16 protein-coding genes are annotated in these 17,824 nt (G+C 66.4%); 13 read left to right on the plus strand and 3 right to left on the minus strand.

Annotation, left to right across the window (positions count from 1 at the left end; all coding sequences use genetic code 11):
- Positions 1-133: 133 nt before the first annotated feature.
- On the minus strand, positions 134-1,696 hold the full coding sequence (locus tag ACP69S_RS13910; protein WP_425998154.1) for an adenosine deaminase family protein: 1,563 nt from the start codon (positions 1,694-1,696) through the stop codon (positions 134-136).
- Between the two features lie 259 nt (positions 1,697-1,955).
- Between ACP69S_RS13910 and ACP69S_RS13915 the strand changes: the two genes are divergently transcribed.
- The 10 genes from ACP69S_RS13915 (at position 1,956) to ACP69S_RS13960 (ending at position 13,395) form a co-directional block, all read left to right on the plus strand.
- Positions 1,956-2,441 carry a MarR family winged helix-turn-helix transcriptional regulator gene (locus ACP69S_RS13915; protein ID WP_425998155.1) on the plus strand — a complete coding sequence of 162 codons (486 nt, stop codon included), beginning with the start codon at positions 1,956-1,958 and terminating at the stop codon, positions 2,439-2,441.
- A 33-nt stretch (positions 2,442-2,474) separates the two neighbouring features.
- Entirely contained in the window at positions 2,475-3,446 is a 972-nt protein-coding gene (locus ACP69S_RS13920) for a CPBP family intramembrane glutamic endopeptidase (RefSeq protein WP_425998156.1), read from the plus strand.
- Between the two features lie 172 nt (positions 3,447-3,618).
- Positions 3,619-3,759: a hypothetical protein gene (locus ACP69S_RS13925; RefSeq protein WP_425998158.1), complete on the plus strand. Its 141-nt coding sequence runs from the start codon at positions 3,619-3,621 to the stop codon at positions 3,757-3,759.
- A 437-nt stretch (positions 3,760-4,196) separates the two neighbouring features.
- Positions 4,197-7,076: a TonB-dependent receptor gene (locus ACP69S_RS13930; RefSeq protein WP_425998159.1), complete on the plus strand. Its 2,880-nt coding sequence runs from the start codon at positions 4,197-4,199 to the stop codon at positions 7,074-7,076.
- Between the two features lie 134 nt (positions 7,077-7,210).
- Positions 7,211-8,731 carry a tryptophan halogenase family protein gene (locus ACP69S_RS13935; protein WP_425998160.1) on the plus strand — a complete coding sequence of 507 codons (1,521 nt, stop codon included), beginning with the start codon at positions 7,211-7,213 and terminating at the stop codon, positions 8,729-8,731.
- A gap of 102 nt (positions 8,732-8,833) precedes the next feature.
- Positions 8,834-9,202: a BlaI/MecI/CopY family transcriptional regulator gene (locus ACP69S_RS13940; protein WP_425998161.1), complete on the plus strand. Its 369-nt coding sequence runs from the start codon at positions 8,834-8,836 to the stop codon at positions 9,200-9,202.
- Positions 9,192-10,988 carry a M56 family metallopeptidase gene (locus tag ACP69S_RS13945; protein WP_425998163.1) on the plus strand — a complete coding sequence of 599 codons (1,797 nt, stop codon included), beginning with the start codon at positions 9,192-9,194 and terminating at the stop codon, positions 10,986-10,988. The genes ACP69S_RS13940 and ACP69S_RS13945 overlap by 11 nt, the downstream gene beginning before the upstream one ends.
- A gap of 44 nt (positions 10,989-11,032) precedes the next feature.
- The gene (locus ACP69S_RS13950; RefSeq protein WP_425998164.1) at positions 11,033-12,583 is read left to right on the plus strand and encodes an FAD-dependent oxidoreductase; all 1,551 of its coding nucleotides are present in this window, start codon (positions 11,033-11,035) and stop codon (positions 12,581-12,583) included.
- Positions 12,583-12,930, plus strand: coding sequence for a hypothetical protein (locus ACP69S_RS13955; RefSeq protein WP_425998166.1), 348 nt, complete (start codon positions 12,583-12,585; stop codon positions 12,928-12,930). The genes ACP69S_RS13950 and ACP69S_RS13955 overlap by 1 nt, the downstream gene beginning before the upstream one ends.
- 315 nt (positions 12,931-13,245) lie before the next feature.
- Positions 13,246-13,395: a hypothetical protein gene (locus ACP69S_RS13960; RefSeq protein ID WP_425998168.1), complete on the plus strand. Its 150-nt coding sequence runs from the start codon at positions 13,246-13,248 to the stop codon at positions 13,393-13,395.
- Positions 13,396-13,402: 7 nt separating this feature from the next.
- On the opposite strand, the gene ACP69S_RS13965 is transcribed toward ACP69S_RS13960, so the two are convergent.
- Both ACP69S_RS13965 and ACP69S_RS13970 read right to left on the minus strand, forming a co-directional pair.
- Positions 13,403-13,825, minus strand: coding sequence for a hypothetical protein (locus ACP69S_RS13965; RefSeq protein ID WP_425998170.1), 423 nt, complete (start codon positions 13,823-13,825; stop codon positions 13,403-13,405).
- Between the two features lie 176 nt (positions 13,826-14,001).
- Positions 14,002-14,739, minus strand: coding sequence for a glycosyltransferase (locus ACP69S_RS13970; protein WP_425998172.1), 738 nt, complete (start codon positions 14,737-14,739; stop codon positions 14,002-14,004).
- 56 nt (positions 14,740-14,795) lie between these two features.
- On the opposite strand from ACP69S_RS13970, the gene ACP69S_RS13975 reads away from it, so the two are divergent.
- The 3 genes from ACP69S_RS13975 to ACP69S_RS13985 are packed head-to-tail and all read left to right on the plus strand — an operon-like array spanning position 14,796 to position 17,787.
- Positions 14,796-16,499, plus strand: a complete 1,704-nt coding sequence (locus ACP69S_RS13975; RefSeq protein ID WP_425998174.1) for an ArnT family glycosyltransferase — start codon at positions 14,796-14,798, stop codon at positions 16,497-16,499.
- Positions 16,496-17,410 carry a hydroxymethylglutaryl-CoA lyase gene (locus tag ACP69S_RS13980; protein ID WP_425998176.1) on the plus strand — a complete coding sequence of 305 codons (915 nt, stop codon included), beginning with the start codon at positions 16,496-16,498 and terminating at the stop codon, positions 17,408-17,410. Before ACP69S_RS13975 ends, ACP69S_RS13980 begins: the two co-directional genes overlap by 4 nt.
- A complete protein-coding gene (locus ACP69S_RS13985) occupies positions 17,407-17,787 on the plus strand; it encodes a hypothetical protein (protein WP_425998177.1) in 381 nt (126 codons plus the stop codon). The genes ACP69S_RS13980 and ACP69S_RS13985 overlap by 4 nt, the downstream gene beginning before the upstream one ends.
- The last annotated feature ends 37 nt before the right edge of the window (positions 17,788-17,824 follow it).

The raw sequence follows: 17,824 nt of genomic DNA on the forward strand, positions 1-17,824 counted from the left end.
GTGTGAAACGGTTATCGGATCGAAAAATGCTCTAAACTTTTGATTTAGAGCTCTTTTCGCCCGACTCTGATGAAGTCATCAGGTCGGAAAGGGCTCTAGAGGCGGCTAGGCGTCGAGATGGCCGTTTAGTTCACTACCGCGACGCGATGGGAGGACTGGGCAGCATCGACCCAGCGGAAAGCTCGAAGGCTGTAAAATCCCGCTCGAGTTTCCACTGCGCCGTGGCCCTTGGGCTCCTGGCCAAGAAGGCGTCGCAGGCGGCGCTGGCCTTGATGCAGACAGGCAGGCGGGTGCGCTCTGCGGTCCACAGGCTGTCGCCTGGCAGGAATGCGTATTCCAGACTGTCGCGCGCCATGGCCTTCAGATCCGCGTAGCGCAGGCCGTGCTCGGTGGCGGCGCGCATGAATTCCCAGGTCATGTCGATGCGTGACACGCCCTCATCGTCCGTCGACAGCACCACCGGCACACCGGCCTTGCGGTAGAGGGCCAGCGGATGGTCGGCACCCTTCACCCCCAGAATGATGTCATTGCTGGTCAGGTTGATTTCAACGGCCACACGATCGCGCGCCATCCGGGCCAGCAGCGCCCAGGCGTCATCCTCGTAGGCGATATCGACTCCGTGACCGATACGCCGGGCGCCGGCCACCTCGACGGCTTCCCGGATATGAAAGGCGAGGTCACGCGGCGGGACCAGGCCCAGGGTCAGTTCGCCAGCGTGCAGGGCTAGCGGCGCCTTGGGGTAGCGCGCGGCCAGAAACTTGAACATCCGCATGTGCAGCGAGTAATCGGCCAGCGCGGTTGGATCGTCCTCAGGATTGACGATGTTGACCCCCACGAAGCGTGGATCGGCTTCGACAAGGGCGAAGGCAGCCAGCATTTGGGCGAACACGAAACCTGGCGGCTGGGCCCGCTCGACGAACGGCTGGAAACCCAGCACCACTTGGCAAGGCCCGGCCGCGTTCGGTCCGGGGGAGCATCCCTGTTGACGATCGGCCTCGGCGAGAGCGGCGTCCATCTCGCGTCGGACCTCGGCGATCATGCCCGGCAGGCCGGGCGTCAGGCGGGCCAGGCTGTGCTCGAAATCGCCGCCCCAACTCCCCTGCCCGGCCACGGCGAAGGCTCGCATGGCATTGGCGTTGGCCGAACTCTCGACATAGCCAACGTGATCGGCGGCGGCGTGGTCGCGGGTAACGGCGATCATCGGCCCCATGGTGTTGACCGCAGAGGCGGCGAACCGGCCGAACGTGGAAAAGAACTGGTCGTGTCCGGACGCCGCCGCGCCATTCGCGCCGGGCGCGTAGTTGCGCACCGACAGCGCGTCGATCGCTCGACCGTAGTGAGCGGGGTCGCGACGGCCCAGATTCTTGGCCGCGACCTTGCCGGCGCCTTCACAGGGACCATCGACGATCTCTGGCTTTGAAGTGGTGGTGACACACTGTCCAGCGGCCGCAGCCCAGGCCAGAAAGTCCTCTGCATAGGGCGCGCCCCACAGATGGTTGTGCAGGTTTCCGCCCTTGGGCATGGCCTTCAGGAATAGACGCAGTTGAGCGTGATCATGGACGACGGCATCGAACCGCGCCGCGGTCCTGGCCTCGGGGGTAGGTTCGGGCGCAGCCAGAACGGACCCGCCGGTAAACAGGCTTGCCGCGAGGGCCAGCATCGTCAGGTCGCACCGTCGCACCTTGGCCGTCGGCATGGTCCAAACCTCAACATCCTGTATTCCTTTCCCACGGTGATTTGCGCCGATTGGCAAATCCGCTCAAGCGCGGACGCAGAAGGGGCTGAGGCATACACGGTCCGCATCGCTGTTGCCGGTAGCCACCACAGCCGGGCTGTCGCCCTGCACCGGGGCCTCGCATTCGTCCGAGCCAGGTCGAAAGCCACCTCAGCGCCGCGTGCAGGACGTTATCAGCTTAGCCATTGACGATATATAACAGCACTTATATATCGTCCCCATGTCGTCAGCCAAACCCTCGCTAGGCACACTGATCCGTCACCTGATCGAACTCCTCGATGGCGATGTCCAGGCCGCTTACGAGGCTGGTGGTCTAGCTTGGCGGCCACGCTACACGCCAGTCCTTCGAGGGCTGTTGAGCCTGGGCCCGGCGTCGATCAAGGCGATGGCCGGAACGATCGGCATTAGCCATTCGGCTGTGAGTCAGACGGTCGCGCAGATGACCAAGGACGCCTTGGTTGAGCTGCAGCCAGGAACCGACGCACGCGAGCGCATCGTGATTCTGACACCAAAGGCCCAAGCGATGGTTCCTGCCCTTCAACGCCAGTGGGCTGCGGTCAACGCTGCCTCCGACACGTTGGACGCCGAGCTTTCCACCCCGCTCTCCGGCATCGTCGGAGAAGCGATCGACGCCTTGAACCGGCGGCCCTTCGGCGAGCGCATCATGGCTGAGGCCGAGGCGCTTTCCACTCCTGAACACCCCTGAAGACACTAATGCGGTTGCTCGCCGGGAGCGCTGATGCGCGCCCGCGGCGCGTCGCCGCCCCCAGGCTTTTGCCATTTAGAACCGAGGATCACGATGATCGATATGACGCGTTGGGTGCATCCGCTTCAGCTTGGCGAGCGGCGGTTGCTGCATCCGGGACCGTTGCGCTGGCTGAGAGCGATCGGCTGGGCCCTGGGGCTGTTCTTCCTGGTCGCCCTGACGTCAATGACGACGGCGGAGGTCCTGGGCAAGGCGCTGCCGAAGACGTCCGGCGCGGCGCAACTCGCGGCCCACATCGTTGGAGCTCTCGTCGGACTGGGCGTCTACGCGGTGGCGGTGCGATTGGCCGAGGGGCGCTGGCCCTCCGAGATCGCGTGGCGTCCCTTGCTGCCCCAACTTGGCGCGGGCCTGCTGATCGGAGCGGCGATGTTCGGCGCCGTGATGGCCGTCATGGCGGCGTTCGGTCTCTATGAGATCCGAGGCCTTGGCGCCGCCCCGGCCTGGATTGCCGTCGGCAAGGCTATTCAATCGGGCGTGGTCGAGGAAATCATGATCCGCGCCGTCCTGCTGCGCCTGATCTGGAGAGCGTTCGGTCCCTGGGCGGCCTTTGCCCTGTCGGCCGCGCTATTCGGTTTCGGCCATCTGCCCAATCCAAACGCGACCGTGTTCGCGGCCGTCGCCATCGCGCTGGAGGCCGGGATCATGCTGGGTGCCTTCTACGCGCTCACGGGGCGGGTCTGGATGTCGATCGGGGTACACGCCGCGTGGAACTTCACTCAGGGCTATCTGTTCGGCGCAGCCGTGTCCGGCGGCGATTTCGGCCCGGCGATCGCCTCGAGTTCGGCGCGTCCTGGCTTCCCTGAATGGCTGACTGGCGGCGCATTCGGCCCCGAGGCCTCGCTACCGGCTCTGGTCGTCTGCACGGCCGTCGGCGTCGTGGTGACCGGGATGGCCTGGCGCGCTGGACAGTTCAAAACGCCAACGACACAGGGTCTGGCTTTGTAAGTCTGGCGGGGAAGAGCAACGCTCCGTTCCAGTCGAGACCACCCTACGCGTGAGCGACCCTCCCCCGGCCGGACTACTGTCTCTGGTCGGGCCCTACCTTCATCCGGTTTGTGGAATTGAGCGTCGCGGCCATCAGCGCTAGTCTCGGGCAAAAGAGCCTGGGGAGGTCGATGTGAACCTGAAGCTGGCGATTCCCGTCGTCCTGATCCTGGCGGCCACGCTCGTCTGGACCTTCGCCGCGCCCTATGTCGTGCATTGGAAAGCGCGCCGGGCGGCCACGCGGCGACGTCTGACGCAGGGGCGCCGGAAATAAGGGTGACGTCGCCGCTTCCGAGGCTCGCCCAGGCTGAGCGCCCAATGGCCGGCCAAAACGCATTCTTCTGCGTGGACAGAGCCAACCCCGATCGCCCCAACCTTTTCGTCTGACCGCGTCCACCTCGTCGTCTGACCAATTAAAAAACTTGCCATAAATAATGAACCACTATTATCTGACCGCCGCTGACAGCGCTGTCGCTTAGAATTGACAGCGCTGCCTTTGAGCCCACCGGCTCTCAGTTACCGGCCCAACAGAGCCGGGATCAGCAAGGGGAGGATGCATCAGGCATCCCGAAAGCCAGCGCGGTTCCACCCTGGAGGTCCCCCTCCGGGCGTGAGCCTCCGCGCGTCAACTTAGCAGAGGGGTATTGGGTCTTGAGAAAGTCATTACATCGGTCTCGCATCACGTTGCTGACCGCAACTTCGGCGCTCGCCATGATCGCCGGCCAGGTTCACGCCCAGCAAGCGGCCGCTACCGAGGTCGAGGAGGTTGTCGTCACCGGCTTCCGCGCTTCGCTGGCCAACGCGCTGAACGTCAAGAAGAACTCCAACCTGATCATCGAGTCGGTCACGGCCGAGGACATGGGGAAGTTCCCCGATCAGAACATCTCCGAGTCGCTGCAGCGCCTGCCGGGCGTGCAGATCGACCGCGAGAACGGCCAGGGCACCAAGGTCCGCATCCGGGGCCTGGACCAGAACGTCACCCTGCTAAACGGCGACACCTTCCTGTCGGGCCTTGAAGCCTTCCGTCTCGGCGAGGGCAACAACAAGCAGACCAACTCGCTGGAAGGCATCCCGTCCGACCTGTTGGCCGGCGTCGATGTCATCAAGTCGCCCCGCGCCGACGTCATCGAGGGCGGCCTCGGCGGCACGGTCAACCTGAAGACTCGCAACGCTCTGGACCTGCGCGACACCACCACCATGTCGGCCGACGTGCGCTACAGCCAGGGCTCGTTCAACGGCAAGGCCAAGCCGCAGGTCTCCGTGGTCCTGGGCCACAAGTTCTCGGATAATTTCGGTCTCCTGGGCAGCTTCACCTGGGACAAGAACAATATCGACACCGAGATTCTAAGCGGTGAAAATCGCGGCAACTGGGCGTTCCTGAACCGCAACACCGCCACCGGCAACAATCAGGTCGCCACCGGGACGACCAATGTCTGGTCGCCGGAATATCGCTACACAAACAACCGCCACCAGGAACGCGAGCGCATGGCGTTCTCGCTGAACGCCGACCTGCACGTCTCCGACTCGCTGACCGTGCGCGCCGACTGGTTCCACTCGGACCTAAAGATCTTCACGGGCGAACACTCCCTGAAATGGGCCTACGCCAACGAAAACGCGACCTACAACGCCCAAGGCCTGTCCAAAGACAGCGACGGCGTCCTGCAATCGGGCTTCATCACTGCCAACTCGTCGGAAGGCGACACCTTCGCCAAGGACGCCGAAGCCAAGACCGACAACGTCCAGTTCTCGGCCGACTGGGACAATGGCGGCCCGTTGAGCGGCAAGTTCCGCGTGGCGGTGTCCAAGTCCGACTACGCTTCGACCTCGGCCCAGGTCGATACGCGCTACACCCAGTACGGCGTGCGTAACGGCGGCGCGGGCTTCGCCCCGAACAGCACCGCGCCGCTGGTCGCCACCTACGGCTACACCAACGGCGCCTATCCAAAGTTCACTCCGGCCGCCAACCTGGCCGCAGCGATGGTGACCCCGTCTTCGGTCTTCTACAAATCGCACTGGGCCTTCGGCGACGAGACCACCATCGACGACACGGCCGTGACCGGCGACTTCAAGTACAAGCCGTCGTTCGCCGAGGAGGCCAATCTGGTCTTCAGCTTTGGCGCGCGTTACTCGAATCGGGAGATCGATTCGACCTATGGCCGCTACCTGGCCGACTACTCGGCCAAGGGCGAACTGCCGGCCAGCGCTCAGGGCACGACTGACCACGGCGTCTTCGTGGACTGGACGCCGCTCGGCTACTTCCAGGACGGCGCCATCGGCCTGAAGAAGTGCGACATCGCCTTCTACGGTTGCGGTCGCTTCGGCAATTCGCCGGCGGTGGTTACGCCCTACCAGACAGCGGCGTCGAACCCGGAACGCGGTGTCGTCGACACTGTCCACGGCGTGGCCGCGATCTTCCAGGACTACGGGCAGATGAAGAACCCTGTCGCCTGGATCCAGGGCCTGTATCCCTCGACCAAGTTCGGCTTCTACAAGGACCCGATCGAGTCCTTCAAGATCCAGGACAAGACCACCTCGACCTACGCCATGGCCGATCTGGGCGATGCCGACGACGCCTATCACATCAATGCCGGCGTCCGGATCGTCCACACCAAGCTGGTCATCGACTCGTCCAACACGCCGGTGACGCCGCTGTGGTGGGGCACTGACAGCTGGAACGGCGTGTTGAAAAACCCGAACGCCTCCAACACCGTGCGCGAATACACCGACGTGCTGCCAAGCCTGTCGGGCGTGTTCGAGATCAACGAAACCGACAAGGTCCGCGCCAGCGCGGCCCGTGTGGTCTCGGCGCAAAACCTCTTCGATCTGGGCCAGGGCGCGTCCTACAACTTCACGCGCTCGTCGAACCCGGGGCCGAACCTCGACAAGTTCCTCTACACCAGCGGCAACGGCGGCAATCCGAACCTCGACCCCTTCCGGGCCTCGCAGTTCGACATCGCCTACGAGCGCTATTTCGGCAGCCAGGGCCTGCTGTCGGCCGGCTTCTTCTACAAGACGGTCGATACGTTCATCGTCTCCAACACCTTCAGCGTCACCGTGAAGGACCAATCGGTGGCCGGCAGTTCTGTCGGCCCCTTCGCCTCGGTCGTGAACGGCGAGGGCGGCACCATCAAGGGCGTGGAACTGCAGGCGCAATACGCGTTCGACTTCGGGTTCGGCTTCACCGCCAACTACACCTATTCGGACTCGGAATCTCCCTACAGCAACGACTACTCCAAGAGCCTGCCGATCCCCGGCGTCTCGAAGAGCGCCTATAACCTGCAAGGCTATTATGAGACCGGGCCGTTCTCGGCGCGTCTCTCCTATGCCTGGCGGGATAAGGCCTTTGTCGGCAACTATGGCTTCGGGGCTGGAGCCGATGTCCATACGCTTGGCATCTATAACGACGCCTACGGACAACTGGACGGCCAGATCGCCTTCGCGGTGACCCCGGCCCTCAAGTTCACCCTCGAAGGCTCCAACCTCACCAAGGAAGACGCCAAGACCTACCTGCAGTTCCCGAACCTGCCGTTCCGCTTCGTCGGGGGCGACCGTCGCCTCTCGGCCGGCGTAAGGTTCAAGTTCGGCATGTAGCCACCCTGACCTGACGGCGGGTTCATCCCCTCCCGCCGTTTAAACTTTACCGGGACCGCCATCCTGCGAGGGCGGTCCCGGACTTGTCTCTAGCCGCCGACAAGTCATGATCGGCGGAGCTCAAGGAGCGCTCCGTGATCGATCCCCAAAGCGACAACCTGCCCGGCTCGATCGTCATCCTGGGCGGTGGCACGGCCGGCTGGATGGCCGCGGCCCTGTTCTCTCGCGCCCTCGGACGGCGCTGCAGGATCACCCTGGTCGAGTCGGCCGAGATCGGCACGATCGGCGTCGGCGAGGCCACCATTCCGCCGATCCGCGGCTTCAACCAGACCCTGGGCCTGGACGAGGCCGAGTTCGTCCGCGAAACGAAAGGCAGCTACAAGCTGGGCATTGAGTTTCACGGCTGGACCCGTCCCGGCGAGACCTATTTCCATCCCTTTGGAGTCTACGGCGTCGCGCCGGACCCCGGCTATTTCCACCAGTACTGGCTGAAGTTGTCGGCCCTGAACAAGGCCGGACCGCTGGGCGACTATTCGCTGTGCGACCAAGCCGCCCGACGCGGGCGGTTCGGCCAGCAAAGCAAGAATCAAAACTCGCCGCTCGCGACCTTCGGCTCAGCCTTCCACTTCGACGCTTCGCTCTATGCCCGCTATCTGCGGACCTATGCCGAGCGGCTGGGCGTCACGCGCATCGAGGGCAAGGTCGCCCACGTGACCCAACGGGGCACAGACGGCTTCGTCGAGGCCTTGGTGCTGGAAGGCGACCGCCGGATCGAGGGCGACTTCTTCATCGACTGCTCGGGCTTCCGAGGCCTGCTGATCGAGCAGACCCTGAAGACCGGCTATGAGGACTGGTCGCGCTGGCTGCCCTGCGACAGGGCCATCGCCATGCCGTGTGAGCGCAAGGAAGACCCCCGCCCCTTCACCCGCGCCACAGCCCAGGCCGGCGGCTGGGTGTGGAACATCCCGCTGCAGCATCGCGACGGCAACGGCTACGTCTATTCCAGCGCGTTCATCGACGACGACGAGGCCGAGGCGACCCTGCGCGCCAGCCTGGGCGGTGACGCCTTGGCCGAACCCAACCGCCTACGCTTCGTGACGGGGCGCCGCAAGAAGGCCTGGAACAAGAACGTCCTGAGCCTAGGCCTGGCCAGCGGCTTCATCGAGCCGCTGGAATCGACCAGCATCCACATGATCCAGGCCGGCCTGCTGAAGTTCCTGTCCGCCTTCCCCGGCAAGACCTGGGAGCCGGTGCAGGCCGACGACTATAACAGGCGCATCCAGCTGGACTTCGAACGCATCCGCGACTTCATCGTCCTGCACTACCACGCCAACCAGCGCGACGAGCCGCTGTGGCGTTCGCGCCGCGAGATGGAGCTGCCCGAGAGCCTGTCCGAGCGTCTGGCGCTGTTCCGGGCCTGCGGGAGGCTGTCCCAGCACCCCGAGGAGATGTTCACCGCCACCAGCTGGCAGGCGGTGCTTGACGGCCAGGGGGTGCGACCCAGGTCATACGATCCGCTGGTCGATCTGCATGACACCGGCCGCATCGCCGCCGAGTTCGAGCAAATCCGTCGCGAGATCCGCCAGACCGCCGAGGCCATGCCCCGTCACATCGACGCGCTGCGGCCATCGCCGGCGCGGGCGGGAGTCGCCTAGCGTCGAGCCGTCCTCAGAGATTACATTTCGTTTACGTCTGTAATCGCCGATTGACCAGATCGATTACGAATGTAATCGATAGAGCCAACACGGAGAGGCTCCATGCGGATCAGCACGGCCGAAAGTCAGGTGATGAAAGCGCTGTGGGCCAAAAGCCCGCTCAGCGCCGAGGAGATCATCGCCGCCCTGCCTGCCGGTCAGGACTGGGCCGACGCCACGGTGAAAACCCTGCTCAACCGCCTGCTGAAGAAGGACGCCATCGCCGCCGACCGCGACGGCCGCCGCTTCCTCTATCGGCCGCTGGTCGCCCAGGGCGACTATGTGCACGCCGAAAGCCAAGGCCTGCTGGACCGCCTGTTCGATGGCCGCCTGGCCCCGCTGGTGGCCCATTTCTCGCAACGGGAAAAGCTGAGCGACCAGGACGTCGCCGACCTGCGCCGCCTGCTGGAGAGCCTCGACGATGGCAAGTGACATCCTCGCCCTGCTGCTGCGCGCCAATCTGGCCATCGCCGCCGCTGTCCTGCTGGTGCTGGTCCTGCGCCGGCCAGTGCGGTCGATGTTCGGCGCCCGAGCCGCCTATGGCCTTTGGCTGATCGCGCCGCTGGCGGTTCTGGCCGTCCTGCTGCCGGCGAGGGTCGTCAGCATCGCCGCGCCCGCCCCGTCGACTGTCGCGAGCACCCCGCCGACACCGAAACCCACGCCCACGCCCACGCCCACGCCGAGACCCGCGCCGATACCGATGCCCGGCGTCGAGACGATGGCCATATCTTCATCCGCAAACTCGCATCGCCTGCGAAACGCTTTGGCGATCGGTTGGGCTTTGGTCGCCCTGCTGGCCGTCGGCGTGCAGGCCGAACGCCAGCGCCGGTTCATGAAGTCGCTGGGACGCCTGCGTGGCGAGAAGGATCTGTTTCACGCCGAGCATGCCGGGGTCGGTCCCGCCGTGATCGGCGCCCTGGCGCCCCGGGTCGTGTTGCCCGCCGACTTCGCCCTGCGCTTCACGCCCGAGGAGCAGGCCCTGATCCTGGCCCACGAGCGCAATCACCTGTCGATGGGCGACGCCCAGATCAACGCCCTGACCACCGCGATCCAGTGCCTGTTCTGGTTCAATCCGCTGGTTCACCTGGGCGCCAACCGCCTGCGGGTCGATCAGGAGATCGCCTGCGACGCCGCCGTCCTGACCCGCTACCCCGTCGCCCGCCGCACCTATGGCGAAGCGATGCTGAAGACCCAACTGGCGCCGCACGCGCCGCCGCTCGGCTGCCACTGGCCAGCCTCGGCCAATAGCCAGCTCAAGGAGAGGTTCGTCATGCTGAAGCAACACCGCCAGGGTCGCGCTCGCCGTGTGACCGGCGCCGCCTCGGTCGCCGTCCTGGCGCTCGGCGTCGGCTTCGCCGCTTGGGCCGCCCAGCCCGCCCGCACCGTTCAGGAGCGTCCCGGCGTAACGAAGCACGACCGGGCCCGCGACATCGCCAGCCCGCTGTATCGCGCGGTGCTGGACGGCGACATCGCCAAGGCGCGGGAGCTGATCGTCGCCGGCGCCGACGTCAACTTCAAGGCCGCCGGAGACGGCACGCCGCTGATCGAAGCCGCCCGCTCTGGCCGAACCGATCTGGTCGAGCTGCTGCTCGCCAGCGGCGCGGATCCCAGCCTGGCGGTGCGCGGCGACGGCGCGCCGCTGATTGCGGCCGCCAACACCGGCCGCCTCGACATCGTCAAGGCCCTGGTCGAGCGCGGCGCCTCGATCGACATGCACGTGCCCGGCGACGACACCCCGCTGATCACCGCCATTCGCGCCCAGGACGTGGCGACCGTTGGCTACCTCATCGACAAGGGCGCCAATGTGAACCGCGTGGCCCCCGGCGACGGCACGCCGCTGATCGAGGCCGCCCGCTCGGGCCGGCTCGACCTGGTGCGGCTGCTTCTGGCCAAGGGCGCCGACGCCGACCTGGCCGTGCGCGGCGACGGCAACCCGCTGATCACCGCCGCCTCGGCCGGTCGTCTCGACATGGTCAGGGCCCTGGTCGAACACGGCGCCTCGGTAGAGTCCTTCGTCCCCGGCGACGAAACCCCGCTGATCAACGCCGCCCAGTCCGGCGACCTGGCGACCGTCACCTATCTCGTCGAGAAGGGCGCCGACGTGAACCGCGCCGTGCCGTCCAATCCCGGCCAGACCCGCTCGCCCCTGGGCGAGGCCGTCAAGCGCGGACACCGCGCGGTCGCCGACTATCTCCGGGCCAAGGGCGCGCGCGCCTAAGCAGCGCGCCCTAACCCCTCCCCCACATTCAGACAGGAAACACGATGGCTTTCATCGACGCCCGAACCTTGCCTGACGCCAGTCGGATCGAGGCCGATCTGATCATCGTCGGCGGTGGCATGGCCGGCATCGCCCTTGCCCGAGAACTGGCCGGCGGCCCGCTGAGAATCGCCGTCCTTGAGAGCGGCGGTCGCGAGATCGACATGGAAAACCAGGCCCTCTACGCCGGCTCGGCCACAGTCCGCGCGCCAGACAATGCCGACCGTCCGTTGAATGACTATCCGGTGCAGTCGCGGGTCCGGGCCCTCGGCGGCTCCGCCCACGTCTGGGGCGGCAAGTGCGCGCCGCTCGATCCGGCCGACTTCGCCCAGCGCGACTGGGCGCCCTACAGCGGTTGGCCGATGAGCCGCGAGCAGCTTCAGCCGTTTTACGACCGGGCCTGCGACCTGCTGGGCATCCCGCATTTCGGCCCTGACACGCCGGTCCTCAAGGATCCGACCCGCACGCCTCTGGACCTGGACCCGCAGGACGGCTTCTTCCCCGCCCCCCGTTACTTCTCGAAGATTTCGGGCGGCGCCGACAAGGCGGCGTTCGACGCCTTTCGCACAGACTTCGCCAGCGCGCCCAACATCACCGTCTATCTCTACGCCAATGTCACCCAGGTGCGGCTGAATGCGAAAGGCGACAAGGTCGAGGGCCTCGACGTCGCCTGCCTGAGCGGCAAGCGCCACACCGCCAGGGCCAGGACCTATGTGCTGGCGACCGGCGGTATCGAGAATGTCCGCTTGATGCTGGCCTCCAACAAGGTCCGCTCCGAAGGGGTCGGCAACCGTCACGACCTGGTCGGCCGGTTCTTCCAGGGCCATGTCACCTACGCGATGGACGGCGACGCCGAGACCGAGGGCTCGGCGATCAATGTCGCTCGCGCCGAGTCGATGGCGCTCTATGTCCCGCCTGGCCGCGCCCAGCCCCATTGCGTGATCGGCAGCAGCCTGACGGGTCAGACCCGGATGAAAACCGGCAACTTCACCCTCACCCTTTACAATGGCGGCGAGCCCGGCTCGGGCACGCCGACCCAGGCCGAGACCAGGGTCATCCGCCAGACGGCGACCCGGGTCGACAGCGGCAAGGGCGACGGCCAACTTCTCGGCTGTTTCGCCATGACCGAGCACTTTCCGGACCCGGACAGCCGCATCACGCTCGACACGGTCAATCTGGACCCCCTTGGCGTGCCGCGCATCAAGCTGGACTGGGTCTACTCGAAAACGGACTGGGACAGTTTCGAACGCACCACCGCGGCCATGGGCGACGCCCTGGGCGCGTCAGGCCAGGGCCGGTTCTGCTGGCCGATCGAGCGCAAGGATTACGTCGCGATCTCCAACGCCTCGCGCCACCATATGGGCACGACCCGCATGCATGCCGACCCCAAACAGGGCGTGGTCGACGTCAATTCCCGCGTTCACGACACCGCCAATCTCTATGTCGCCGGCAGCTCGGTGTTCCCGACCTCCGGCATCGCCAACCCGACCCTGACCCTGCTGGCCCTGACCCTGCGGCTGGCCGATCACCTCAAGCTAGAGATGGGAGCCGCCTGATGACCATGCTCGCCCGCCGCGACCTCCTGGCCACCCTGCTGGCCCTGAGCGCCAGCGCCGCCCTGCCGACCCTCACCCGCGCCAATGAGCTACCCGGCGCCTTCAGCGATCTCGACCGCGCCGCCGTTGAACGGATCGGCAAGGCCTGGCTGGAACAGAACCCGGGGACCAGCGCCAAGGCTCTGGCCATGCGGCTGTTCCCGGGCGGCCGAAACGCCGGAACGCTCGCCGATCTGCGCTGTCGCGCCGCCAACGACTTCCGCCACGGCGCGGTATTCATCCATCGCGGCTGGCGCCTGTCCCAGACCGAAGGCGCGCTGTTTGGATTGCTGGCGCTGGGCGGCTGACTTCCGCCGCTACGAACAGGAGGCGTGATGAAGCCAGCCAATGGCGCAGACTGGCGCAGACTGGCGCAGACTGGCGCAGACTGGCGCCGACTAGAGCATTCTCCGATAAGTGTGAAACGGCTATCGGATCGAAAAACGCTCTAGTTGAAGGGGGCGAGGCGGATAGCCACCTGTTGCGGACCTGATCCAGTTTGGAAATCCCGCAGGCTACCCAGGGTCCAGTCGCCTTTCGACCTAACGCGTTCTTCACCATGCCGGTCGAGCAACCCTTAATGGCTGAACGCTACTCCTCCCGCGCACATCGGGGAGAATTCCGTGCTTCTGACTCTATCAGGCCTGTTTGTCGCGATCCTGATCGTCATGGTCGCCTGGACGTTCGTCGAGCCCTATGTGGTCCATTGGCACGGCGTCCGCGCGGCTGAAAAGCGGCGGCTCGCCGAGCGGCGGAAGCCGACGCCCCAGTAAATCGCCTTCAGTGCTCTCCGAAATCCACGTCGCGCCGCGCGGCGACGATGGTGACGATGAAGCCGGCCAGCACGTCCAGCAGGACCATCACGGTGATCAGGAAGAAGGTCGAGGTCGCAAAGGCCGGGGCGAGCAGGAACTCGATCAGGCAGATGATGAATAGCACCAGCGACAGCGAGTGATTGATGATCGCGATCTTGCGGCTGGTGGTGGATTTCAGAAGCTCGACGAACAGCACCACCAAGGATGCGGCCAGCAGAAGATCGCCCAGGCTGACCGCCCAGTCGACGCGCGAGGTCATGTGGATGGTGAACAGGGTCTCGGTCATGCGCGCATGCGCTTCGGCCGACTTGAAGGCCCCCGACAGGGTCAAAGCGATCAGATTATAGACCAGCACTGGCAAGGCCAGCAGCGGAACCGCGGCGAACATGGACAGCCTCTCCCCCAAGATGCGCAGCCGTCAGGGTCGCGCCCGTAACGGTTAACTGCATTCTCGCATGGCGAGAAGGCTGTTCAACCCACAAGGGGCCCGAGCCTGCGGCTCGACCCTCCTAAAGTGGGGCGTGACGGCCGCCGAAACCGGCGTCCACTTTCGGCTGTCACGCTCTAAGCTTCGTCGACGCCTTGCGGATTGCGCAGGCGGGTCTGCAGCCACATCACGCCCAGCAGGTCGCTGACCGAAGCCTTCAGCCGGCCAAAATTGGTGTATTTCGACACCCCGCTCTCGCGGTGGCGATGGTTCACCGGCTGAAACGCCACCTCATAGCCCTCGCGCAGCATCAGGGCGGGGATGTAGCGGTGGATGTGGTCGAAATAGGGAAGCCGCAGGAAGGCCTCGCGGCGGAAGGCCTTCAGGCCGCAGCCGGTGTCGTTGGCCGTATCCTTCAGCAGGCGCTTGCGCACGCCGTTGCCGAATTTCGAGGCAAAGCGCTTGGCCGAACTGTCCTGCCGCTTGACGCGCTCGCCGCCGACCAAGGCCAGGGTGTCGGGACCGGCGGCCAGGGCGCGGGCCAGGCGCGGGGCGTCGGCCGGGTCGTTCTGGCCGTCGCCGTCCAGGGTGACGATGATCGGGCCGCGCGCCGCCAGAATGCCGCTGCGCACCGCGCGGCTCTGGCCGGAATTCCTGCGGTGGCTCAGTACGCGCAGTTGCGGGATCTCGGCCTTCAGGGCCACCAGCAGGGCGCGGGTGTCGTCGCGGCTAGCGTCGTCGATGAAGATGATCTCGTGGCTTTCGGCGGCGAAGGCGGCTGCGATCTCGCGCGCCAGGGCCGGCGCCGCGCCCCCCTCGTCGAAGACGGGAACGACGATCGAATAGTCGGGAACTTTGGCGGCGCTGGCGGTCATTGCCCTCTAATACCTCAAAAGTCGCCACACGAAAGGATCGTGCTATTCCAAGACCTATGACGCTTGAATCTCGCCTGGATGCCTGGAGCCGCGGTTGGCGCGGACCCCTGTTCGCCGCCTTGCTGGCGTTGCTGGCCGGGCTGCCGGGTTTGCTGGCCATGCCGCCGCTGGACCGCGACGAGTCGCGCTTCGCCCAGGCCACCGCCCAGATGCTGGAAACCGACGACCTGGTCGTCATCAAGTTCCAGGACCAGCCGCGCTTCAAGAAACCGGTCGGCATCCACTGGCTGCAGGCGGCGACGGTGTCGCTGGTCTCGGCGCCGGAGGATCGCGGCATCTGGGCCTATCGCATCCCGTCCCTGCTGGGCGCGATGCTGGCGGCGGCGGCCTGCGCCTGGGGGGCGGCGGCCCTTTTTGACCCGCGCACGGGCCTGCTGGCCGGGGCCATACTGGGCTCGACCTTTTTGCTGTCCAGCGAAGCCTTCATCGCCAAGACCGACGCGGCGCTGTGCGGATCGACGACCCTGGCCATGGCGGCTCTGGCGAAGATGTACGCCGACCATCTGGCCGGACGGGCGCCCAGCCATTGGACCAAACTCGCCTTCTGGGGTGGTCTGGCCGTCGCCGCCCTGATCAAGGGACCGGTCGGCCTGCTGACCGTGATCTTCGCCGCCCTCGCCCTCTGGGCCTGGGACCGCAAGGCGCCGTGGCTAAAGACCCTGGGCTGGGGCTGGGGGATGGTGCTGTTTGCGGCCGTGGTCCTGCCCTGGGCGATGATGATCACCGTAGCCACCGACGGCGCGTTCTGGGGTACGGCCATCGCTGGCGACCTGGCCCCCAAGTTGATCGGCGGCCAGGAAGGTCATTCGGGGCCGTTCGGCTATCACACCCTGCTGACGCCGCTGCTGGTCTATCCGGCCACTCTCCTGCTTCCGGCCGCCCTGGTCCTGGCTTGGACGGGCCGAAAGGAGCCGGGCGTGCGCTTCGCCGTCTGCTGGCTGGTCCCGACCTGGCTGATGTTCGAGATCCTGCCGACCAAGCTGGCCCACTACACCCTGCCGGCCATGGGCGGCATGGCCATGCTGCTGGCCGCCGCCGTGCGGGCGCCGCTGGGCGATCTGGTCCGACGGATCGGCTCGGGCCTGACCCTGCTGGTCTCCCTGCTGCTGGCGGCGGTGGCTGTGTACGGCATGAAGGAATTTGGCCAGGGCGCCGACCTAGTCTGGACCGTGCTGACTGTGCTGCTCTTGCTCGCCGCCGGGGTGGTGGGCTCGGTCCTGCTGCTGCGCAGGCAGTCGGCGCGCGCGCTGGTGATCTCGGGCGGCCTGGGCGTGCTGGCCCATGCCTGCCTGGTCGGCGGATTGCTGCCGCACCTTGAGCCGCTGTTCCTGTCCAAGGACATCGCCAACGCCCTGGACCGCGCCAAGCTGTCGCCGCGCTCCGGCGCGCCCGGGCCTGTCGCCGTGACCGGCTATTCGGAGCCGAGCTTGGTCTTCCTGCTGGGTACCGCCACCGAACTGACCGATGGCGAGAACGCTGCTCGCGCCATCGTCCAGGGCCGCCCGGCCGTGGTCGAGGCGCGCGAGGATGGCGTGTTCCGCAAGGCCCTGAGCGCCGCCGGCCTGACACCGCGTCCCGTCGCGACGATCGAGGGCCAGAACTATTCCGACGGCGACGACGAGCGCCTGACCATCTATCGCGGCGAGCCCCAGACCGAGATGGAGTCCGATACTCAGCCCATGAATGAGAACCGCCCATGAGCCGCTTCATCGAGATCGTCGAGGTCGGGCCGCGCGACGGCCTGCAGAACGAGAAGCTGGCCCTGTCGGTCGAGGAAAAACTGGACCTGATCCGCCAACTGGACGCCTGCGGCGCCCGGCGGATGGAGGTGGTGTCCTTCGTCAATCCAAACCGCGTGCCCCAGATGGCGGGGGCGGAAGAGATCATGGCCGCGCTCCTTCCTGATCAAGGCGAGCCTGACCTGAAGCATTCGCGCATCGGCCTGGTGCTCAACATGCGTGGCTGGGAGCGCTGCGTGGCGGCCCGGTGCGACGAGGCCAATGTCGTGGTCTGCGCCTCCGACGGTTTTGCGACCCGCAACCAGGGCTCGACCACCAGCCAGCAGATCGACGCCCTGGCCGCCATGGTCGAGCGTCAGGCGGTCGAGGGCGGCCCGCCGATCTCGACAACGATTTCGGTGGCCTTCGGCTGTCCGTTCGACGGCGAGGTTTCCGAGGATCAGGTGGTGGCCATCGTCCGCGAGGCCGCCGCCCTGCGCGTGCCCGAGATCGTCATCGCCGACACCATCGGCGTCGCCGACCCGTGGGTCGTCCGCAAGCGGATCGAGGCGGTTCGCGCCGCCGCGCCGGACGCCCGCCTGCGCATGCACTTCCACGACACCCGCAATACGGGCTTGGCCAACGCCTTCGCCAGCGTGGAGGCGGGGATCGACGTGCTGGACGCCTCGGTCGGCGGACTGGGTGGCTGTCCCTTTGCGCCGAACGCCACCGGCAATATCGGCACCGAGGATCTGGTCTACATGCTGGAGCGGGCCGGCTTCGAGACCGGATACGATCTTGGCGCGTTGATCCAGGTCGGGCGCGCGATCAGCGAGCGCCTTGGCAAGGCGCCGACCTCCTCGGTGGCGCGCGCCGGAGGGTTCCCCGCATGATCCGCCCCCTTTCTGCCCTTGGCCTGATCGCCGGAGCCGCGCTGATCCTTGGCGCCTGCGCCGTCACCCCGCCCGTGGAGGCGGCCACGCGCTGCGACGTCACCGTCAAGTTCGGCAGCTATGGCATGGGCATCGACCGCCCCCTGGCCGACAGGGTCGGCGCGGCGGTGAAGGCCGACCGCGACATCGCCCGGGTCGAGCGCAAGCCTTGGGGTCGCGAGGGGGAATATGACCTCTGCCTGCAGGCCAGGGCCGGCCGCGACGCCCGGGCGATCTACGAACGCTACCGCGCCATGCTGCCGGGCCGGGCGCTGAAGGCGCCGACCTCTATCGAGGGTCCGGATGGTCTGAGGTACGAGACGATCGCGCCCATGTAGATTTTGCTGGAAAGGCAGGACGCCCCCTCCGTCACAT

Origin of the sequence: Caulobacter sp. DWR1-3-2b1 (assembly GCF_049895765.1) — a bacterium.
Lineage (GTDB): Bacteria > Pseudomonadota > Alphaproteobacteria > Caulobacterales > Caulobacteraceae > Caulobacter.